Source organism: Kamptonema sp. PCC 6506 (assembly GCF_000180455.1).
GTDB lineage: Bacteria > Cyanobacteriota > Cyanobacteriia > Cyanobacteriales > Microcoleaceae > Kamptonema > Kamptonema formosum.
In genome coordinates this window covers 15,886-39,485 of sequence record NZ_CACA01000318.1, presented here as the reverse complement: position 1 = coordinate 39,485, position 23,600 = coordinate 15,886, and the positions used below count along the sequence as shown (strand labels likewise).

Below are 23,600 nucleotides of genomic sequence, written 5' to 3'. Positions count from 1 at the left end.
ATTAGCCATTACCCATTACCCATTAGCCATTACCCATTACCAATTAACACAATTGAGACCAAATTATAACTTTTTATTAATTAATTGAGGGGTATTACCCCTTAAGGGTGTATGCTAGTAAGCATAGTAGATGCACCCTGACGAGCGCCCGCAATTTGGGCGTTTTTTATTTTCAACCTGGAGATTGGTTGAGGGCCCACTTCCACCACTGAGTTAGGGATCTCACAGCGCCCAAACTCTGCATCCCTGGAGCTCGCGCCGCCGCTAAACTCTCAATAGAGCGCAGGGCAGCATATTGTAAACCCAGGAAACTATCTACAGGTGCGTAGGGGCCACCTAAAGTAATTGCGCCTGCGGCATACATTCGGCCCCCTCGATCGCCCCAGCTTCCCTTAGCAAGAAGGGCATTTGATGTTTTCCCCTGATTAACGGGAGTCAGAGGCGATCGCATTTCCCGTAATTCAAAATCATTACTAATACTCAAACGCCCCAAATGATTGAGAGGGAGGTTATATTGATTGACTAAATCTTCTAGCAGCGGGCTCGTCTTGACTTTAGCATCCAAACCAGTCGCATCAATAATAAAATCCGCCGCTAACTGTAGCTGTCCCTTTAACCCCTTCTCCTGAATATAAGTCACCGTGCGGTTTTGAGCATCCCGTTCGACTCGTTCCACTTCCCCAAAAGTAATTTGATACCATCCTTGACTGAGGCCTTCTCGGACTATACGCCGCCAATCGCTGCGATTAGCAGTAGTAGTACCACCCCAATCCGTCAGAAGTTCTGAGCGATTCTCAATAGCAGCATTCTCCAGAATTACCCGCAAGTCCCCGCCCCAGCAAGCTTTTGGCCAGTTGAAAGGCTGAAATTCACAGTGATTTTCTACTTTTCGTCTGGCGCGACCGAATTTATTACCTTGCGGTCTAGGCGATCGCATCAAATGCAATACTTGAATATTCTGATTTCTCGCCCTAGCTTCATAAAGCCGCTGTACCACCCGCGAAGCTACAATTCCCCGACCTCTAATCAATACTGTGCCACCATTGCGTTCTAAATATTCATAGACAAAATCGTGACTTTCATAGGCATTAACAACTGACTTGAAATCGCGGGTTTGTTCGCGATAAGCTTGCAAATCCGGGAGGAACTGAATCGCTGGATAGCCCGTAGCTAAATGCACATATTTAGCTATAACAAAAGCATGAGAGCGTTGGCTAGCACTAGAAGAAGAATAAGCGATCGCATATCTACCATCATCAGTTTTACGAATACTCAGAACTCGTCCATAGCGATAGATTTCTTTCCACCCAATTCTATCAGCTTCTCTATCAATTGAATCGAACACATTACCAGATTTTGGCGTGTAAGTTTCCGCAAAAGTTGGTTCTGAAAAAACTTGCCACATCAACTTCAACGACTTGCCCAAATGTCCATCCAGCATTTCCCGCCAAGCTTCTCGCACTGCGTAGGGAGGCCAACCCCAAATATTATCGGGACAGGAATCAGAATTGGAACGTAATCTTTCGTGGGCTGGAATTTGAGAATTGAGACAGAGGCGTTGATAGCGAGCGTAGGGTTTATCTTCCATCCCTAAAGCCCAAATTTGAGAAGTTTTTACTCCACAAATTCTTAGTAAATTTACCCAAAAGAAACTACCCAATCCTCCCCCAATTGCAGCATAATCAATTTCACTAACTGGTAAGCCAGTAGCATAGATTGATTGTGCTGTCAAAACAGCAGATTGCAAAAATATAGGCGGGGGAAAGCCACTTCCTCTAGAGCCGCTGGGTGAAGGTGGAGACAGAGGTAGTTGGGGAAACCAATTAGGATCGGGTAAATTTGTAGTGGGGTTGAAAAAAATCTGGGAATTTCTAGTAGGTAAACTATGACTAGGGGCGAAGTAAATAACAATTGAATAGGGGCCAATTTGGAGAGTATCGCCATTAGCTAAAACGCTGCGATGTTGGCGGATACCATTGACAAAAGTACCGTTGCGGCTGCCTGTATCCGTCACAACAATACTGCCTTTTTCTAAAGCGATCGCGGCGTGGAAGCGAGAGACTTGACTGTTGTTGAGGGCAATTCTAGAAACGCGATCGCCATTAATTGTCGCCGGCATACTCTCAAAGATTCGCCCTATAGCAATTGGTAGTTCCAGCAAGGGCTCGCGGCGATCGCCTAAGCTTGTGTCTTCCCAACTGAGTTGAAGGCGCAAGGGTTGAGGATTCATAATTTAGAAGGCAGGAGGCAGGAGGCAGAAGAAGGATAGAAGGAAGAAGGAAGAGAGAGAGAGTATTTTTGTAAAAAAACTGGTTTCTTTGGTGGGGTGCGTAAGTCTTGATTGTGTTAAAATATTAATTGATTTTGTAGGAAATGCAATTTTTTTACTTTAGGTAACTAAGGAGACTTGACGTAACTATCTTGTGTGCAGGAATATAAGTAATAAAATGTAAATAGATAGAACTGACGCTCCTCTGTCAGTCCAAGTAAATTTAAGTAAAGGATTTCAGCATAAATAGGACTTACGCAAAACTATCCGTAACGCCCTACTGCGATCGTGCGTAAGTCTTGATAAAATATCCTGACGCTGACACAATAGTGCTAGTCTGATTTATAAACAACAAAAAACTGACAAAAAGGATATTCATAGATGGTCAACGTTAACTTTCGTAAACTGCATCGCCAAATTTCACCGATTATATTCATCCCTTTACTATTAACAGCCTTAACGGGAGTTGCCTATCGGCTAGCAGAAAGTTGGTTAGGTATGGAAGAGGATGGAACCCAAAATTTCATGGATATTCATCTTTTTATGGATATTCACCAAGGAAGCTATCTCGGATATAAACTCAGAGCAGTTTATGTACTTTTACTAGCTTTGGGAACGATTGGACTAATTGTTACTGGTCTAACAATGACCAAACTTTTTGGTGCAAATCGTCGTGAACGACCAGATGCTAAACTTGATTTTCGTAAAGTTCACCGTATAGCTGCACCAATTATTTTCTTACCTTTAGCAGTCAGTGCAGTGACAGGTTTAATCTACCGAATTGGCAGCAGTTGGTTTCAAATGTCCGATGAGGTAGGAGAGATTTTCATGAAGATTCACCAAGGAGAATACCTGGGAGAATTTCTAATGCCCATTTATGTACTTTTGGTTGGTTTGGGAGCTATATTGATGCTGGTCAGTGGCATTAATATGACTGGAATTTTCCGTAAGAAACGGCAACCACAAATAGATAAAGAGAGCGATGAATAGAGAGATAAAAAAAGAGGGGATATGGGTGGCGATCGCAGCCACAAATAATACTGTTTAAATGGTGACATCCTATAGCGCAGGACTTACGCACCCAACCAAAGAAACAGCGTTTTTTGAGGAAAATATAGGAGGAGGCAGGAGGAGTAGAAATGGTTTGGGCAATCAAAAATTCCTAACCATTGTGGCGGTTGCTATACTTCGCCCGAACCTACAGCTTTTCTCAAAAACCGGGTTTTTAGAGCCATGAGCGTTAAGTCCTATAACCTTTACCGACATCCTAAACTTTCGCGCGTAGAAACCCCCGTAACTGAATTTACGCCCTCTGCTTTCTCGCACAGTAAATTAACTTGATATGAGTCAATAATTGCATCAGTAAAATCAGCACCAGAAATTGCTGTATCGTAAAACCTAGTCCGAGTCAAAATAGCCTCTGTAAAATTAGCATTAGTTAAATTTGCACCATCAAATGTCACCCTATCTGCTAAAGCACCGGAGAGATTTGCATTTGACAAATTGGCATTGAGCAAAACTCCCTTAGTTAAAATTGCGTTAGTCAAATCAGCACCTTCAAAATTTGTATTTCGCATCTCAGCAGCAACAAAAGTTCCTCCGGCTAAATCAGCTTTAGAAAAATCGCGATTTGACAAGTTAATGTTAGTGTAATTAATATTTGTTTTCGGCAATGCAAAAGCAGGAGTAGCGCTCAGTAGTACCCACATACAAGCCAGGATTAAAATTACGATCGGGCTGAGCAGACGATGTAAAATGGGTTTAATGAAATTTGCTATCATAAAAACCTCACGGGAGCTTGGAAACCCAGTGGCTTTAGCCCTGGGAGGAAAAAGGACGCGGGATACTTTAGTGTCCCGTCAATAGTCTCAAAATCCATAGTTATATCCATCCTTTTGATGAATAGAAAAACAATATTTGTGGTTGATTCCTTGAATTAATCCCTGAACTGCTGACACATTAAAACTACCAGATGAGCGAACAGCGACCCTACCCGTATAAGTGCCAATCTTTTTACCAGAAGTAACAACAGCTTTTACAATGTCACCTGTTTGAAAACCTTTAACAAATTTTAATCTAGGGACATACCGAGACGGAAATCCGAACTTGTCTGTGCGACACATCTGCCTTGAGCCATGCCCAGTGGCTTTGATATTTAGAGGCTGATTTGCTAATACGGAAATATTAGGTGTATCGCCTACACAAGCGGCGTCAAAGAAGTGGGTTTTTGGTAATTCCAACCGTAGGCGGTTGAATTTGGTCATTCCGCCAGAACCCGTGACAATGATCTTACCTGTTTCTTTTAGGCGATTAAATAAAGCCCATCGGGTTGAGTTGACAGCAGCGGCATCCTTCAACGGGCGCTTAGCTTGTGACAAGATTTTCTTCAAAACATCGGGCTTTTTCGCCAAAAATACCTTGATGTCTTTAGTCCCTTTCTTGGTATTACAAGATTCACAGGCCAAGCACAGATTAGATATCCTATTGGTTCCACCTGATGATTTAGGTTGAATGTGTTCAACTTGTAGCGGTATATTTTCCTCGCCACAGTAAGCACATCTCCTCTCCCATTTTTCAAGAAGATACTCACGGACTTCGTAACCTTGTAACTCCCCTTGTTGATACTTAATTCCTGATATCTCTGGGGTTTCCATTTTTTGTAAATCGAATCTGACTAATTCTTGAAAAATTGTTTTAATTGGTGCAAGTCTTGACAACTTGTTTACCCAAGTTAAAGTCGTTTCTACGCGGTGTTGAAGGCTAGGAGCTAACCAACCTTTAGGTCTGGTTCGGTTTAAAAACCTCGCCTGACGATACCTTGTGTGCCGACTTCTGCGGCCGCGCCGTAGAGAGCGACGAGACTCTAGCAAAGCCTTAATTACTTGGCCGCGATGAGTTAATTCGGCTACCCAGATCAGATTAGAATCTAAAATTAGAGCAAACCCAGTAACTTTTGAACCAGGGTCAATCTTTAAAGTGACAGGCTGCGGGTCTTGAATCACCTCTTTTTTCAAAATCATCGTGAAAGGATAAAGTCGAAAAACTTTACATTTGCCAGCTTTTAACAGCTTGCGTGCCAAAGATGGTTTGCATGGTGTTAGTGGTTTGCGGTTGGCATCTAAAACAAAAACGTAATTTGGTTGGATAGACATTGTTGTGTCCCTTCGATTTCTCGTAAAGTTCGCTTTGCCAATGTTATCAGGGCTTTTTACGCTGGCAGCACTGTCTCAGTGACCTTAAGACTATTTAACTGCAAACAACAGAGCGGAAAACTAGCGTCGCATTCTTCGGTGTTATGACCCCAATAACGTAGTCAATTAAGACTTAGGCGGGTAAGCACGGCTTCAGTTTATTTGCTGAAGCCCCGTGTCTTCAGACCGGGGTTGCTTACAAAAATTGGTACTAGCAGAGTGAAAAATATCCACTTCCATTATGCAAAATTCTGGCATCGAAAATCAAACACCTCCCATTTACCAGAGCAAACCAGGTGTTGGTTTAGAAGGATTTGGTCTTTCATAGCGCGGCCGATTCAAACCAGGATTAGCTGAGTCTGAAATTAAACCCCTTGGGCCTATGGCATCAATAAAGTTTAAAATGTCAGGATCGTTAGGCTTAAGCTTCAGAGCTTGTTGTGCAGATTTTCGCGCTTCAGACTCGCGTTTGAGACCCACAAGCGCGGCCGCTCTCAGCATCCATAATTGATAGTTGTCAGGTGCGATCGCAATGCTAAGATCGTAAGCTAGCACTGCTTCAGAATACCGTTCCAACTCCAACAATAGCGTTCCTTTGAGAGTCCAGGCTTCCCCTTGCTTGGGATCGATTTGAATTGCCTTATCTAAAGATGCGATCGCATCTTGATACCGTCTCAAATCGTAAAGCGCCTCGCCTCGCCCAGTCCAGGCGGGTGCGAAATCTGGTTTAATTCTGATGGCTTGGTCATAAGACGCGATCGCATCCTCGTAACGCTGCAAATTTCCCGCTAGCAAATCACCGCGAATATACCAAGCAACATAGTCATCAGGTTTAAATTGAAGCGCGCGATCGAAAGATGCCAAAGCTTCTCGATCTTGCTTCAAAAAAGCTAGCAAAGCACCGCGATCGCGCCAAGCCAAATGGAAATCAGGCTTAATTTTAGTCGCGCGGTCATAAGACGCGATCGCTTCTTGATACCGTTCCATTGAAGCTAACACATTGCCGCGCCCGTACCAAGCTGGATAAAAATCAGAATTAATTTTAATTGCCTTATCGAAAGCTAAAAGTGCCTCTTCCAATCGCTCTAAACGATATAATTCATTACCGCGATTTGCCCAATCAACAGCATTAGAACTACCCGCAGCAGTAGGAGCTTGTAAAAAAGCTTCAATCGAGCGAGATTCTTGTTGAGTTAACTCCAAAGGTGGGGAACTTTCTACTTTCAAACTTAACTTAATTCCTGACTGCTGAATAGCTCTCAAAAATTTTGCTACAGGTACGCCAGAACTGAACCCAAGCTTAACGCGATAAATCTCTCTCGACTTAGCATCATATATTTTCTCACCTTCAGACTGTCCATGAATACCAATCACTCGCCCCTGAGTATCTAACACAGGAGAACCGCTCATTCCTACCTCAGTTATATTAGTATAGAAAAGCTCGTAACCCTCAGAAACAGCGTCTTTAATAAAAGCCAACTTGTAATCGTTGCTAATCAATAATCCAGCATTAAACAAACGCCTTCTATTGGCGATCGGTAGTTTCGACTCTTGCCATCCAGAAACGAAAACATACTTAAATCTCGCATCATAATCGTAATTAGCCAGAGTTGCAACTTTATAGTTTTGGTTGCTTGTAAACTCCAACAAAGCTAAATCTAAACCTGGTAATTTTCTGACAGCACGGTAGTTTAAAGGATATCGTTTACCGTCAGGAGTCGCGATCGCATATTCATCTTCTGTGGCTACAACGTGCTTAGCCGTCAGGACATAATAAGCATTGCCATTTCTAGCAACAATTACTCCAGAACCAGGATTTATTCCATCAATTAATACTGTAAACTCTGAGGCAATTCTGTTAACTTGATTAGCAGTTAAGGCGGCTACTGGCTGAGGTTGAACTAGCACAATAGCGGCACCTGTTAATGCTGCGGAAATCCCATGATAAAGATTCATTTTTTTACCTTAAATATAGTTTTACTCTCTCTAAATCTCTCTCCTAAAAGAAGCTTATTCGCCTAACTTTATAGGAAAGAGGCTGATATTTAGGTTTCTCAACTCCTATTCCTACTTATTTTTTAAGCGTTATTATTCCATAAAAACTGAATCCAGGCTTACAGGTTTATGATGTACAATTGGCTTAGATACCTTTAAACTCAACAAATCCATAAACGAAGATAAACCCCCATGATTGCCACTCCAATGACGAGTAGGTAAACTATCAGGAAGAGAGGCGAACTGCGGAGCTAATTGGGCAAAAGTATCAATCGGAATTGCGAAAGCTAAAGCAATCATCCGATCGCGGACATCTGCACTAGGTAAAGAACCATCTTTATACACATAAGGATCGCCCCAGAGAGGATAAGCGTGCATTCCATTAATCCCTACAACTTCACCCTGAATGTTAAGCAGAGGCCCGCCACTCATGCCTTTTTGAATATCATTAGTGTAACCAATTTTATAGCCTTGTTCTAAAGCTCGATCGGGTAATAGCGAAACCCACCCTTTTGTTAGTATAAATCCCCGCCCATCAAAGGGAAAGCCTGCTGCAAAAACTCGTTCTCCTTCTGATAGTGTTCTTGAACTTTTCAGGGAGGCAATCGCATAAAATTTATCAAGACTGCGGAACTGCAAAACAGCCAAATCATTACCGCCGAAAGGCATATTTATCAAAGGCAAATTAGCCTCATAAGTATAACCATCAGGAGTTTCGATAATATAGGGAGAGTCGCCTAAATTCAAGACATGACGGTTGGTAACTACTGTATAAACTTGACCTTGCCTTTGTAGCAAAATTCCTGAACCCCAACTATTTCCTGACCTCACCTTGACAGTGATCGATTTGGCAACTCGATCTAGATGAAATCCTCGATCAAAACCACAAGTTAAAGCAGATTTTAAATCAGTTGGAGGCAAAACACTACCAACCCGATCGGATGCTTTCTTGCGCTCGAGAGGAAGCCTAAGTAGGGGTAGATTTAATTCACTTGAAAACTGCTGTACTTTTTTACAGCCTGCTAAACTATCTATGCTAGAACTAGCAAATTTAAGCTCGGAATCAGTTTTAGATACAGCCTGAGATTGAAAAAAGAAAATAGCAATTAAAACTGGCAATGAAAACAAAATAGCAGAATTAAAATTCGTCAGTTTGGCTTGACTAAATCCCCTACTTCTCTGCTTTAAATATTCTCTCAAATCATCCCCACTCAAAATTGATACCTCCACTGTATAGCGCCAAATAAGAATCAAAGCATCAGCCATTTACAAAGACAGAATTCAGAATCTAGAACCATTTCTAAATTCTGAATTCTGACTGCTGAAGTCTTAACTGAATACTACCAAGCCCCACTCCTCCGCTGAGAATTAGAAACTCCAGAATTGGGAAAGTGGGCAACGCCTCCGATACTTTTCAGGTAATTATTCATATCGAAATAGAGGCGAGAGCCACTTTCTTCTAGCGGGCCAGCAGCACCCGAACGAATATCAAAAAGGTTTTGCATTACCCGGTTAGCATCTTCACCCTGTTTGAGTGTGAATAATACCCCCGTACAAGCGCCACCTTTAGTATTAGAAACACAGATTACAGGTTGACGGTTAACAGTACCAGTTGTAATGTAATTCAACGAACCATTATTAAAGAACTGCTGAAATTTAGCAGATACTTGGCGACACCGGGTTAGAGGTTCATAGCCATGATCGGAAAAGTAATTGGAAACCCAACGAATTACAGGAGTAGTACCTTTTTGTGTTTCCACAAAGGTTGTAGGAACACCGTTGTTATCCCCACAGAAAAAACGGTGAGTAGCTTGAGGAGGTTTTACTTCCTCCGCCTTTGGCTCTTGCTGACAAGTATTAGGATGCTGATTGTTGCAAGATTCTACTTTGGGTTCCGAGCAATTATTAGGGCGGTTGTCATTGCAAGCCTCTCGATGATTGTTATTACAATCATCTGGACGATGTTCATTGCAGACATCTCGATGATTGTTGTTGCAATTATTCCTACCGTTATTAGTGTTACAGCTATTCAGATCCTGAGTTCTACTTGCAGAACTGGGCTGGCTTGCGGCTGTGGTAAGGCTGAAGGCGAGCGCAGTTACCATCAGCACTTTTATCAAGACTTGCAGTTTCATTTTTTGGTGTCAAGTTCAGTATTTTAGGGTGAATAGATAGTTGTGAAGGTCAAAATGATAGCTTCTAGAAAGAATTAAGCTCGATCGAGCTATTATTTCCTTCATCAGCAACCCTCGTACCATCTCTCCATGTTTTATAAACAGATCCGGAAATAAATTGAGAACAGAAAAGAGTGGGTTAGTTATGTATCTATTTCTTTTGCCTGTGCGGTTCCGCCTAACCGCTTGAGATAGTCCCAGCCACGCTGGGGCCAGACATGATCGCTGCCAGTCTTTTCTGCAATCCAGCGAGCGACTTTGGGGCCTGACCATGCCTTACCATCGGGTGCAGGGCCTTGCAGTGCTTGCCGCAGTTCCTCTTTTTGGGCGGGTGTCAACAGGGATTTTGCAGGCGGCGGCTGGCGTTCTCCGCTGCGGTTTCTGACAGAACTTGGCCCTTCGCGGTTGTAGCGTTGGACTATTTCTTTGGCGTAATCGTAGTTGATACCTACGACTGCGGCGGAGTGCTTAATAGTCCAATCCCTAGCAACCAACAGCAGCAGATGCCACCGACGGGATTCAGTGGCATCTTGGGTCTGTCGATAGCGATTTTTGAGTTCGCAAATTGTGAGGTGAGGTTCTATGTGAGCTTTTGGCGGCATACCTCCGATCGGGCATCAGGAAGGTCATTTTATATATCCTGCGTTTGCTGAAAAATCCGGATAAAATTCTCAGGAATTATGAACTTCTCACGTAATGCCCCCTCTGGGAGGTAACAATACTGCCTAGAGGGGGCGTTACAAACAATTATGGGTAAGCATTAAGAAATTAAGGCTAGAATTATTGAGTGCATAATCGTTTAAAGATGATCGGCTTCTATCAGGTGTGCCATGCTAATATCTACCACTCCAGCTTTCAAAGCGATCGCGTTTATTGATGCAGCGATTCCTGACTTTCAAACTCTCGTCAACGGCGTTGAAATCGGCACAGAAGTAATAGTAGTAGATTCATCGCGGGGCGGCGTAGAGCAAATTAGTGACATTTTAGCAAGTCGCAAAAGTATAAAAAGTATTCATATAGTTTCTCACGGTTGTTCTGGAAGTTTGCAGCTAGGTTCAATTTGGCTGAATCTTGATAACTTAGAAGCCTATACTCAGGATTTGCAACAGTGGTCAGCAGCTTTAGCAGATCGGGCTGAGATCCTTTTGTACGGGTGCGAAGTGGCCGCAGGGAAGAAGGGAAAGGCTTTTGTACAACAAGTTAGTCAGTTGGTAGGGGTGGATGTTGCAGCTTCAATTAACTTGACTGGAAATAAAGCATTAGGTGGGGACTGGGATTTAGAGTTTGCTACAGGTGAGATTGAAACTCCTTTGGTATTCAGTCGGGAGGTGATGCAGACTTACAACTATGTTTTGATGCCAGATATAATCATCAATGAATTTCGCCGAGATGGACAGTTTGCCAACACTGAATATGTTGAGCTTGTCCTGACTAAAGACTTAACATCGGCTGAGATGAATAGTTTTTTTGTGGGCGATTCAACTGCTACCACAGATGCTAAGTATTCAGCTTACCAATTTATTAATATGGCGACCATTGCTCCTATTTTTAAGGCAGGAACAATAGTCGCCATCGGTGGTACAACTGCAATTGGGACAGAGGATACTAGCTACAACCCTGTCCCAGGTGGAACTAATGCTGATTGGAATATTCAATTGCAAATTGGCGGCGGATTCCTCAATAAAGTGGTGCCCGCCGGCATAGCTCATGGGGATTTTGCTGCAACTGATGTTGTTTGGGTAGATACTAGCAGCACTAGCACTACGTCCGTTGACTCGATTACGTGGGATAATACTCCCGGAGCATTCGGAAGTGCAGCTAAGGTACAAATTACCGCACCAAATAATGGTGCCAATGTCGAATTTACAAACAGTATTACTGCTGTCAATGTAACCGCTAATTATACTATTAATAGTTCGGGATCTCTGGGTTTGCCCAACGGCGGAATTAACACTGTTTGGATTGATAATTTAAGAAATCCTATGGCACCCTTGAATTTTATTGGCTCAGAAACATTTGCTTCAAATACAAATTATGCAGGTACAACATTAGGCGGCTTGTCGGGCATTACTTACAATTCTACCAATAATACTTACTATAGTATTTCTGACGGTCGTAATATTGTAGGTAGTCCCGACGATCCTCGATTTTATACCCTCACAATTGATGTAAGTTCGGGGGCATTGTTACCGGGAGGGGTTGCTTTTACAGGTGTAAGAACTATAGGCAATCCGCCTCCTTTTGGCAGCGATACTTCTGATACAGAGGGTATTGCTTTAGCTTCTAATGCGACGGATGTATACATTTCTTCCGAAGGAATTTTCAGCGGCGCTAACCCAACTTCTCAGCCTTTTATCAATACTTTTAACATCTCAACAGGACAGCAAAACCAGGCACTAACTATTCCTAGTAAATTTATAGCATCAGCAGGTGCTACTGGTATTACTAGCAATAGAGCTTTTGAAAGTCTGACTATTACCCCCGATCAACAGTTTCTATTTACGGCAACTGAACAAGCTTTAAAACAAGACGGTACTGCTAGTAATTCGCGGATTTTGCGATACAATTTATCTACAGGTACACCCGATCGAGAATTCCTCTATGAAACTGATTCTGGAAACGGTATTTCTGAATTATTGGCACTGGATAATAATACCTTTCTCGCTATAGATCGTAATGTAACAACGGGAGTAGGGAAGCTATATCAGTTGTCTTTTGAAGGCGCAACCGATATTTCTTCTGGCTTCGATCCTCTTCCTGGTAGTGGGGTTACAGCAGTTAAAAAAACTTTGGTTCTTGATTTATCTTCTTTTCCACTAGGTACTAATTTTGAAGGGATGACTTTTGGCCCGCCGCAGGCAAATGGGAAGCGATCGCTAATACTTGTATCCGACAACAATTTTGGCGCTGGTTTCGGAATTCCCACTGCATTCGCAGCTTTCACTGGCAACAATGCGCCTGTATTAGATAATAGCCTTTCGCCTACGCTAACATCAATTAACAAAAACATAGCACCTGCCAGCAACCTTGGTACAGTGGTTTCTAGTTTGATTGGCGGAGGTGCTGTCACCGATCCCGATACAGTAGATACTCAAGGGATGGTCGTGACATCGGTGGATAATAGTAATGGTAGTTGGGAATATTCAACTGATAATGGCTCTAATTGGACTTCACTAGCGCCGACGACAACGGCTTCTGTGTTATTAGCTGGAAATGCCTTAATTCGCTTTCTTCCTAGCCTTAACTATAGCGGAATAGCTAATATTAATTATCGAGCTTGGGACGGAACTACTGGTACTAATGGAGGGACGGTAGACATTTCAGTGGCTAGCAGTGTTGGTGGAGTATTTGCCTTTAGCAACGCCATTGAGACTGCGACAATTACTGTCAACGATCCTGGTATATTCAGTTTCAGCAGTCCTACTTACAGTGTTAATGAAAATGGTGCAACTGCTACTATTACTGTTGAACGTACTGGTAGCGGTAATGTAGCGGTTAATGTTAGTTATACGACTTCTGATGGTAGTGCCAATGCAGCGATTGATTATACTGCTGTTAATGGTACTTTAAGTTTTGGCAGTGGCGAAATCAATAAAAATTTCACTATTCCTATTACTAATGATACTTTAGTAGAAGGAGATGAAACTGTAAATTTAAGCCTCACTTCTCCCACCAATGGGGCAACTTTGGGAACGCAAAATACGGCAACTTTAACCATTAATGATGATGACGTTGCTGACCCTGGTATATTTACTTTCAGCAATCCCACTTACAGTGTTAATGAAAACGGTTTAACTGCGACAATTACGGTAAATCGTACAGGTAGTGCTAATGTTGCTGCTAATGTTAGTTATACCACTTCTGATGGTAGTGCCAATGCAGGGAGTGACTATACTACTATTAATGGTTCTTTAAGTTTTGGGATTGGCGAAATTAATAAAATTTTCACTATTCCTATTACTAATGATACTTTAGTAGAAGGGAATGAGACAGTTAATTTAAGTTTAAATTCTCCCACAAATGGGGCAACTTTGGGAGCTAATTCTCAGGCTGTTTTGACTATTGTAGACACTACTCCAACGCCGACACCTGTTCCCACGCCAATACCAACACCATCAGTTACCCCAACACCAACACCAATTCCATCAAATACGCCAATTCCAACACCAATTCCATCAGTAACTCCAGCGCCATCAGTTACACAGACACCATCAGTTACCCCAACACCAATACCAATTCCATCACTAACTCCAACGCCATCAGCAACTCCAACGCCATCAGTAACTCCGATTCCATCAACAACTCCAACGCCATCAGTTACACAGACACCATCATTTACCCCAATTCCAACACCAATTCTATCAGTAACTCCAACGCCATCAGTAACTCCAACGCCATCATTTACACAGACACCATCAGTTACCCCAACACCAACACCAATTCCATCACTAACTCCAACGCCATCAGTAACTCCAACGCCATCATTTACACAGACACCATCAGTTACCCCAACACCAACACCAATTCCATCAGCAACTCCGATTCCATCAAATACGCCAATTCCATCAGCAACTCCAACGCCATCAGCAACTCCAATTCCATCAGTTACGCTAACGCCAACTCTGACATTAATTCCTTCCCATTTTGATGAAACCGATTGTATTTGCAAACAGATTAGCTTACCAAGCCTGAGTTCTATTCCTGACCTTAATTCGACAGATAGCACTCTCAACGGGACGGATAACGATGACATTCTCATCGGTAGTAATGCTAATGATGCTATTAATGGTTTTGGCAATAATGATATTTTGTTTGGCCAGCTTGGAAATGATAATATTTATGGGGGATTTGCTAGCGAATTTCCTATTGGTTCGGAAAGCGATCGCGACTTACTTCTAGGCAATGAGGGTAATGATTATATTAATGGCAATGCTGGCAATGATACTATCTTTGCGGGCAAGGATAATGATGTGGCGATCGCGGGTAAGGATGATGATTTAATCTGGGGCGATCGCGGTAATGATACTATAATTGGCGATGAGGGTGCAGATAGCTTATTTGGAGGCACTTTCAACCCCTTCGATCCTGATTTGAATGGCCGCGATCTCCTATTTGGTGGTACTGGAAACGACTTTTTGAGTGGACAAGAAGGGGAAGATACGCTTTTGGGAGGCGAGGATAATGATACTATACAAGGCGGCAAGGATGATGATGTGATTTTGGGTGGCGATCGCGATGATTTGTTGTGGGGCGATCGCGGTGATGATACTATCTGTGGTGGCGATGGGAACGATACGATTTTTGGTGATATTGGTAGCGCGATCGCACTCGCTGCTAACGGTGAAGAAGATTGTATCTGCGGTGGTAGCGGTAATGATTTGATTTTTGGCGGTGAGGGTGACGATCGCCTAGACGGTGATGAAGGCAATGATACTCTCTACGGTGGCAAAGATAACGATTCTTTGAGGGGGGGAAGTGGTGAGGATTGGCTGTGCGGGGATTTGGGGGATAATATACTCGTGGGTGGGAGTGGTAGCGATCGCTTTGTTTTGGGTTTAGGGGGAAGTGATGCGATCGCAGATTTTACGGTTGGTGAGGATTTCTTGATTTTAAGGGGTGGCTTGACTTTTGAGCAATTAAGTGTTAGTCAAGATGTTGGTGGAAGTTTAATTGCGATCGCTACAACTGGTCAAGTCTTAGCTACCCTCAGCGGGGTGCAAGCTAATCTGATTACTCAAGATAATTTTAGGCTAATTGGGTAATTGCTAAACTTCATCTTTGTCGGGCAAATTTAGCATAATCACCCAACCATTCTGACTTAGGATTTAGTTCAAACAGCGTGACTTCTATCATTGCCAATAATAAATTTTTTCTCTTTAGCGATCGCTTGCGATAAGTGGTTGCTTCCTGCTCTATCTTAACGTAATTCTCCCACGAAACATCTGTCAATACTGTAATACCTAAATCCGCCACCATCCGCTGGCGAAATTCCAAATGCTTCTCAAATACTTCCTCTAAGCTGAGATCGGGATAGCAAATCCGTACAGATTTTGGATTGCGCCAAAAACCATAAGGAATGCTATCTATAACATTAGCTTGGCGGTTAACAGTACCTAACTGCCAACCTTCATCTAAGTTACTGGAGATCGCAATTTGCCTTATCAATAATTCTCCTGTTTTTTGAAAACTCTGAGTAACTTCCGCATAGCAATAGTGTTGAGGATGAGCAAAACACCTCCCTAAACCAGGATTTTCCCCTGTTTTATAATCTATTAACTGCACAAATCCCAGAGATTCTAAGGCGCTAGTTTGCTGTTGCAACCAAGTAATATTTAGCAAGGGGTTATCTGTCACTATCGCTGATTGATACTTAAATTCATCGGGCATTCCCATCAGCAACTTAGATTTAATATAGGACAATAGCCATAAAAAACAAAGCGAGAATAAAAAAGTGATAACGAGACCTACTTTCAGACCAAACCAATAGAAAATAGCTAAAATTGGAATGAGACACACAAAAATAAAACTGCTCAATATCGACCAGAAAATTTGTGCTGCACTACTCGATTTCATAATATTTTTGATGGGTTGATGAAGATGTTGGCGATCGCCGATTTTAGGGAGGAAAAGATTTACTAATTTTAACAGGTGGCTTGACCGAGCAACACGAGACTGTATAAATTTAACCCGCGCAGGCGGGTTTTGTTTGTGTAGACGCGGTTTCTAACCGCCCTCTTAACCGCCCTCTTAACCCCCTTTTAACATTCCTTTTAACATTGTGCGATCGCCCAAACCCGAAGCACCTCAGCCACCGTCCACGCCTGGGCAATACAACCCCTCGGCTGCATGGGGGCATCCCCATCAAAAATCTCACTTAAACTCCCCACCCCGTGCGCCAATAGATGATTAGCCATAGGTTCCAGAAATTCCCTAACTCGCGCCGGATCTTTGTATACCTGTAAGTGAGCTAAAGCAAAGGAGCCGATCGACCAGCCCCACACAGTACCCTGATGATAAGCACCGTCACGCTGGAAGCGATCGCCTCCATAAATACCTTGATATTGCGGATCTTCCGGGGCAAGACTCCGCACACCGTGAGAAGTGAGAAGATGCTGAGCGCAAACATCCACTACACAGCGTTGCTGAATTGGCGTAAGTAAGGAGGGATAACCAGCCAGCTTTTTACTCCCCGCCAGCGCCAAGAAAGGGTTAGCAGGTTGGGGAGATGCAGAAGAAGCTGGAGAAATCTGCAACGACACCGCGAATAACTGATTAGACCTAAGTGAGGCATCGTGGCCGCCGGGCCCGTCCAAAACATCGTAACAATAACCCACCCCATCATTCCAGAAACGGGTAAAACCCTTTGCCGTCGCCTCAGCCAATCTCTCATACTCTATGTGAGACTTGCCCAGCCTTTGAGCAAAATTTACCATTGCCTGTAGCGCATTGTACCAAAGAGCGCTAATCTCAATCGGCTTCCCAATCCGGGGAGTCACCACCCAATCCTCAACCTTGGCATCCATCCAAGTGAGCTGTACGCCCGTTTCACCAGCGTAAATTAAACCATCATCGGGGTCGAGATGTATATTGTAGCGAGTTCCCTGCCGATGCCAATCAATGATTTCTGCCAAAACAGGCCAGAGTTCCCCTAGAAGTTGGTCGTCCCCAGTGGCCTCACAATAGGTACGGATTGCCTCAAAATACCACAGCGTCGCGTCTACAGTATTATATTCAGGAGCGTCCGCCCCATCAGGAAAGCGATTTGGCAACATTCCTCGATCTACATAGCGAGCAAAAGTGCGAAGGATCGACCGCGCTACGTCGTAACGCCCAGTACAGATTGTGAGGCCGGGGAGGCTAATCATCGTATCGCGACCCCAATCACTAAACCAAGGATATCCGGCAATGATGCTTTTCCCATCTGGTTCGTTAGCTAGAGGGCGGTTGACGATAAACTGGTCGGCAGCTAGCACTAAATGGTTCACCCACTCAGGATTATTGCTCACTTTTGACCAGGTTTGCAGTAATTCTTGCTCGTAAGTGCGGCGCAAGTGTAAGGCTGCTTCGCCATTTAGATCGGGATTTTTCTCAGTGCTAGCTACTAAAGTGAGAAAATCTCCGGGTTCAATCGTAATGTGAAAAGTCGTTGCGTGCAAATGATTCTCACAATGATCCATGCCGCGATATTTTTCCACTGCTAAGTCAAATCCGTAATGCCAATCATAAGCGGGTAGAGAGAGGTGAAATTTAGCGTTTGGCTGGGCATCTACGAGCAGATAAAGGGGTATGGCTCTGGGAAAAGCAGTCACGCAGACTCCTTTTTCAATCGGATCGATGCTCATCCGCCAGTCGTCGGCGTTGGTAAGGTGGTGATAGTCGCGATAATTGACTAAGGCTTTAATAGCGAGGGTTAAGGGTTTTGTGGCGCGGCGCAGATAGTAGCGGATATAGGTTGTGTTAGCACCTTGCTGCATCCAAATCCGCTTTTCTAGAAGTGCGTCAGCACAAGCAAAGCTCCAGACAGGTGTAGTGCCTTCGAGGTGAAAGCGTTCGATGTACTTGTAGCCGTGCGGTTCCACAGTGCCGTCAGCCCAACGATTTGTATAAAGCGGATAGGTATAATTATTGTATAAAGCGGTTTCGTCTAACTTTGCCAGCATCAAAGTGCGGCCTAGCGGCGGTTTGAGAGCTGCTACCAGCATACCATGATAGCGGCGAGTGAGCAGATTCGCGATCGCTCCTGAAGCATAACCGCCGATACCGTTTGTTACCAACCACTCGCGAGACTCAACCGAGTCGAGATTCCCGCAGATTTCCCGTCCAAAGGCAATAACCATAAAAAAGTAGGCTCAGATTACGTTTAATTATGCCCACCAAATCGGTGCAAGCTACAATGCAGATTTTGCGATTTTTTGCTGTTTTTTCAGTTACAATTATAGCATTTAGTTACTCTGTCTAAAGTTAGTTGTTTATAACTTTAACTCTAGTTACTTTCAAAATAGGCGTTTTCAAGTCAAACTCACCTTGACTTAACGGGCGATCGCAGCAAAGTTCAAATCTTCGCAACTATTTGCTTTATCCCCATTATCGCCGCCATCATCAAAAAGTAAAATTAACTTTGAAATAGGGAAAATAAACGTGAAAGTTGGTGCTGAATATCACGGTGTAGGTAAATGTAAATTTACAGTTTGGGCTCCCACTCTCCAAGAGGTCGCGCTACAAATTGTTTCCCCAGAGAAACGCCTCATTCCCATGCAAAAAGAATCCGATGAAGGCTACTGGGAAGTAACAGCTACAGACATCGAACCGGGAACGCTTTACTATTACCAACTTGAAGGAACCACCGACAAACCAGATCCCGCATCCCGATATCAACCACAAGGCGTACATGGGCCATCTGAAGTTATTGACCCAACTAGATTTACGTGGACAGATGCAGAGTGGAAAGGGGTGCCGTTAGCGGAAATGGTTATCTATGAATTGCACGTCGGTACTTTTACCAGTGAAGGTACATTTGAGGCCATAATTCCCCGACTGGGAGCTCTAAGCGAGTTAGGAATTAACGCCATTGAAATTATGCCAGTTTCCCAATTTCCAGGCGAACGTAACTGGGGTTATGATGGTGTCTATCCCTACGCAGTACAAAACTCCTATGGTGGGCCGGAAGGGTTCAAAAAATTTGTGAATGCCTGTCACGAACATGGCATCTCAGTAATTCTTGATGTTGTCTACAATCACCTCGGCCCCGAAGGCAATTACCTCTCTCAATTTGGCCCCTACTTTACCAATAAATATCATCCTATTTGGGGAGACGCTCTCAACTTTGACGATCGATATAGCGATGGAGTTCGCAACTATTTTCACGAAAATGCTATTTATTGGTTCCAAGAATATCACATTGATGCTCTGCGTTTAGATGCCATTCAAGCAATTTTTGAAGTAGGCGCTAGACCATTCTTGCAAGAGCTGACAGACCTAACTGCTGACCTTTCTCAAGAATTAGGACGGAAGTTTTATCTAATAGCAGAGAGTGACTTAAATGATGTTCGAGCTTTACGTCCCAAGGAGGTATGCGGCTTTGGATTAGATGCCCAATGGTGCGACGATTTCCACCACTCCTTACACACCTTACTTACGGGAGAAAATGACAGATATTACCAAGATTTTGGGAAGTGCGAACATCTAGAAAAAGCCTTTAGAGAAAGCTTTGTTTACTCTGGACAATACGCCCCTCATAGAAAAAGAAAACACGGAAACTCTGCTCTAGAAGAACCAGGTCATAAATTTGTTGTATTTTCGCAAACTCACGACCAAATTGGCAATAGAATCTTGGGAGATAGATTATCCAAGATAGTCTCTTTTGACGGTTTGAAACTTGCCGCTGGTACTGTCTTAGTTTCTCCTTATATCCCGTTCTTTTTTATGGGGGAAGAATACGGGGAAGAAGCACCATTTTTGTACTTTGTTTCTCACTCTGATGTGGACTTAATTGAAGCCATACGGAAAGACAAGCAAGAAGAATTTAAAGTCTTTGAAGGTAGAGGAGAATTCCAAGATCCCCAAAGTTATGACACTTTTAATAACTGCAAGCTTAACTGGGAAAAACAGCAAGAAGGCAAACACAAAGTTTTACGGGAATGGCATCAAAAATTAATTCAAGTACGCCGCACAATTCCGGCCATGAAAAAACTGGACAAGAAAAATCTAGATGTGTCTAGTAACGAAGATGAAAAAATCTTATTTCTACGTCGCTGGAGTGATGACAGTCAGATATTTTGCATTTTAAACTTCAAAGAGAGAAATGTGACGTTTAAGGCTGCACTTCCCCAAGGCAACTGGAAGAAGATTCTAGACTCTTCTGAGGAAAAATGGATGGGTTCTGGTTCTCAATTGCCTGAAAAGATCTCACCTGGTCAGGAATTGACCATAAAGCCGCATACTTTTGTACTTTATGAGCTATAAAAGTTATAGGAGTAGGGTAGCGATCGCCTCAATAATTTGTAACTATTAAGTTACAAGGTTGCTGTAGCGAGCGCCCCTCATACAAATGCCAAGTGAATAATTGAAGCAAAGGTACGTAGTTACGCTTTAGCGCTCTTAAAATTAAGGTAAAACTATGCAAATTCCCATCACCACCTACCGGATTCAATTTCATGGAGGGTTTAACTTTGAAGCTGGTAATGAAATCGTTAGTTATCTTGCAGACTTAGGAATTACTGACCTTTACGTTTCACCCATTTTTAAAGCGAGAAAGGGCAGCACTCACGGCTATGATGTTGTTGATTCAAATCACTTCAATCCTGAACTAGGAACATCAGAAAACTTTGAAGAACTGGTGAGTAAACTTCAGGAACGCGGCATGGGATGGGTACAGGATATTGTTCCTAACCACATGGCCTATGACACTCAAAATCTGTTGCTCATGGACGTACTAGAAAACGGTCATGATTCCGACTATTTTGACTACTTTGATATTGAATGGAACCACCCTGATGAAAACCTTAAAGGGCGAATACTTGCCCCTATGCTAGGCAATTTTTATGGAGATTGTCTGGAAAATGGCGAGATTCAGCTCAACTATGACGAAGGTGGTTTAAGTGTTAATTATTATAGCCTAAAACTGCCCATCTGTCTCGCATCTTATACCAAATTTATTACTCATAATTTGGGTCGCCTTGCCAAGGAATTAGGAAGACGGCATCCTGATTTTATCAAGTTACTCGGTATCCTTTACCTGATCAAAAGTGCGCCTTCCGAAACCAAAGGCAAAGAACGATACGACCAGATAGCTTTTGTCAAGGGTCTTCTGTGGGAACTTTATACTCAAAATCCATCAGTGAAGGAGTTTATTGATAAAAACATTGAATCGTTTAATGGGGAAAAGGGGAATCCAGAAAGTTTTAATCTGCTGGATAGTTTGCTCATGGATCAGTTCTATCGCCTATCTTTCTGGAAAGTAGGAGCCGAAGAAATTAACTACAGACGCTTTTTTACTGTGAATGAATTAATTTCTGTCAAAGTTGAAGAACTCAAGGTTTTTCACAGAACTCATGCTCTAATCTTCCAGATGGTTGAAGAGGGAAAATTTACCGGACTGAGAATCGATCACATTGACGGACTCTATGACCCAACAGAATATCTAAAACGACTCAGAGAGAAAACTGGAGATATTTACATTACGGTTGAAAAAATTCTTGAACAAAAAGAAGACTTACCCTCTTACTGGCCGATTGAGGGAACGAGTGGATACGACTTTTTGAACTACGTTAACGGCATTTTCTGTTGCGGTGAGAACGAGCAACAGTTCACTGATATCTACTTCCGATTTGCACGAGTAAATACTAATTACGAACAGCTTTTTAAGGACAAGAAAGGGTTGATTGTTGAAAAGAATTTAGCGGGAGATGTAGATAATTTAGCTCAACTTCTGAAAAAAATATCCGGTAAATCCCGACACGGAAATGACTTTACTCGGCTGGGTTTAGCAAGAGCACTTAGTGCAGTTTTAACAATTTTCCCAGTTTATAGAACCTATATAAATCAGGACGGGTTGAGAGAATCAGATCGTACTTATGTAAAAGACGCGATCGCCAAAGCTAAGCAACAAGAACCGCGATTGCTGAAAGAACTTGACTTTATCGAAAATTTACTCTTACTTGAAGAAGAGGAAAGTTTGACAGCAGAACAAAGAGAGCAACAGCGTCACTTTGTAATGAAGCTTCAGCAGTTGACTGGCCCTTTGATGGCAAAGGGAATTGAAGATACTCTTTTCTATGTTTACAATCGCCTTTTATCTCTGAATGAAGTTGGCGGTAGTCCCAGTCATTTTGGTATTTCGCTAGCCGATTTTCACGAGTTTAACCGCAAGCAGCAGGAAGTCTGGCCGCATAAAATGAATGCTACAGCTACTCACGATACTAAACGTGGGGAAGATGTGCGAGCGCGAATTAATGTGCTTTCTGAAATGCCGGAAGAATGGGAAAAACAGGTGAAAGCTTGGAGCGAGATCAATCGTCCTCACAGAAAAAATCTTAAGGGTCGAATGGTTCCGGCTCCTAATGATGAATACTTCTTTTATCAAACATTGGTTGGAACTTTGCCGTTTGAGGGGATTGAAAATACTGACTTTATCGAGCGGATGAAACACTTTATGATTAAGGCCGTCCGTGAGGCTAAAGTTCATACTGCCTGGTTAAGGCCGGATAATGATTACGAGGCAGCTTTTATGGCTTTTGTTGATAATGTTCTGGAGCCTTCCGAAGAAAATCAATTTATCAAGGAGGTTATGCCTTTTTGGAAGCGGGTTGCTCAATATGGAATTTTTAATTCTTTATCGCAAACGCTGCTAAAAGCCACTGCTCCCGGTGTGCCTGATTTTTATCAGGGTACTGAGTTCTGGGATTTCAGTCATGTAGATCCAGATAATCGTCGGCCGGTTAATTTTGAACATCGTGTGGCGGTTTTGCAGGAGATTAAGGAGAAAGCTCAGGCGGATATTTTGAAGCTGATTGAGGAGCTGATTGTGACGCGGGAAGATGCCAGGATTAAGCTATTTTTGATTGCAAAAGTTCTGGAGGCAAGAAAACAATATGAGCAAGTTTTTCAGGAAGGAAACTATCAGCCGTTAGAGGCGATTGGTAAGTTTAAGGATCGTGTTGTGGCTTTTGCTAGAACCTATGGAGATAGGACGATTGTGACAGTTGCTCCTCGCTTTTTAACGACGCTGATTCAGCCAGAAGAAATGCCGCTCGGTGAAGAGGTATGGGGAGATACTAGCCTTGAATTTGCAGGGGAAATACCGTCTGTTTGGAAAAATGCTATTACTGAGCAGATGATTAAAACAGATGGTAAGTTAGCAATTGGTGAGGCTCTTAAAAATTTTCCGGTGGCTCTGCTGATTAGTCAATAGGTAGATGGGCGTGAATTAGAAGGCGATCGCACTTTTTAGAGAGTGCGATCGCTACTTATTTC

At 42.9% G+C, this 23,600-nt stretch carries 13 protein-coding genes; 4 read left to right on the top strand and 9 right to left on the bottom strand.

What is annotated here, in order from left to right; all coding sequences use genetic code 11:
• Positions 1-172 precede the first annotated feature (172 nt).
• Positions 173-2,230: an FHA domain-containing protein gene (locus OSCI_RS20810; RefSeq protein WP_007357105.1), complete on the bottom strand. Its 2,058-nt coding sequence runs from the start codon at positions 2,228-2,230 to the stop codon at positions 173-175.
• Positions 2,231-2,650: 420 nt separating this feature from the next.
• Here OSCI_RS20810 and OSCI_RS20805 point away from each other — a divergent pair, with 420 nt between their 5' ends.
• On the top strand, positions 2,651-3,259 hold the full coding sequence (locus OSCI_RS20805) for a PepSY domain-containing protein (protein WP_007357104.1): 609 nt from the start codon (positions 2,651-2,653) through the stop codon (positions 3,257-3,259).
• 266 nt (positions 3,260-3,525) lie between these two features.
• Here OSCI_RS20805 and OSCI_RS20795 read toward each other — a convergent pair whose 3' ends face one another.
• From OSCI_RS20795 to OSCI_RS20770, 6 genes are all read right to left on the bottom strand, one after another.
• On the bottom strand, positions 3,526-4,050 hold the full coding sequence (locus OSCI_RS20795; RefSeq protein WP_007357103.1) for a pentapeptide repeat-containing protein: 525 nt from the start codon (positions 4,048-4,050) through the stop codon (positions 3,526-3,528).
• An 87-nt stretch (positions 4,051-4,137) separates the two neighbouring features.
• A complete protein-coding gene (gene iscB / locus OSCI_RS20790; protein WP_007357102.1) occupies positions 4,138-5,421 on the bottom strand; it encodes an RNA-guided endonuclease IscB in 1,284 nt (427 codons plus the stop codon).
• Positions 5,422-5,739: 318 nt separating this feature from the next.
• Positions 5,740-7,416, bottom strand: a complete 1,677-nt coding sequence (locus OSCI_RS20785; protein ID WP_007357101.1) for a serine protease — start codon at positions 7,414-7,416, stop codon at positions 5,740-5,742.
• Positions 7,417-7,548: 132 nt separating this feature from the next.
• Positions 7,549-8,721: a S1 family peptidase gene (locus OSCI_RS20780; protein ID WP_007357100.1), complete on the bottom strand. Its 1,173-nt coding sequence runs from the start codon at positions 8,719-8,721 to the stop codon at positions 7,549-7,551.
• A gap of 74 nt (positions 8,722-8,795) precedes the next feature.
• A complete protein-coding gene (locus OSCI_RS20775) occupies positions 8,796-9,590 on the bottom strand; it encodes a COP23 domain-containing protein (protein WP_007357099.1) in 795 nt (264 codons plus the stop codon).
• A 182-nt stretch (positions 9,591-9,772) separates the two neighbouring features.
• Complete coding sequence (locus OSCI_RS20770) at positions 9,773-10,231, bottom strand: helix-turn-helix domain-containing protein (RefSeq protein ID WP_007357098.1); 459 nt, start codon at positions 10,229-10,231, stop codon at positions 9,773-9,775.
• Positions 10,232-10,459: 228 nt separating this feature from the next.
• On the opposite strand from OSCI_RS20770, the gene OSCI_RS20765 reads away from it, so the two are divergent.
• Positions 10,460-15,391, top strand: coding sequence for an esterase-like activity of phytase family protein (locus OSCI_RS20765; protein WP_007357097.1), 4,932 nt, complete (start codon positions 10,460-10,462; stop codon positions 15,389-15,391).
• A gap of 10 nt (positions 15,392-15,401) precedes the next feature.
• Here OSCI_RS20765 and OSCI_RS20760 read toward each other — a convergent pair whose 3' ends face one another.
• Entirely contained in the window at positions 15,402-16,202 is an 801-nt protein-coding gene (locus tag OSCI_RS20760) for a hypothetical protein (protein WP_007357096.1), read from the bottom strand.
• A 197-nt stretch (positions 16,203-16,399) separates the two neighbouring features.
• On the bottom strand, positions 16,400-18,466 hold the full coding sequence (locus OSCI_RS20755; RefSeq protein ID WP_007357095.1) for an amylo-alpha-1,6-glucosidase: 2,067 nt from the start codon (positions 18,464-18,466) through the stop codon (positions 16,400-16,402).
• 301 nt (positions 18,467-18,767) lie between these two features.
• On the opposite strand from OSCI_RS20755, the gene treZ reads away from it, so the two are divergent.
• Positions 18,768-20,591, top strand: a complete 1,824-nt coding sequence (gene treZ, locus OSCI_RS20750) for a malto-oligosyltrehalose trehalohydrolase (RefSeq protein WP_007357094.1) — start codon at positions 18,768-18,770, stop codon at positions 20,589-20,591.
• Between the two features lie 154 nt (positions 20,592-20,745).
• Positions 20,746-23,538, top strand: a complete 2,793-nt coding sequence (gene treY / locus OSCI_RS20745) for a malto-oligosyltrehalose synthase (RefSeq protein ID WP_007357093.1) — start codon at positions 20,746-20,748, stop codon at positions 23,536-23,538.
• The last annotated feature ends 62 nt before the right edge of the window (positions 23,539-23,600 follow it).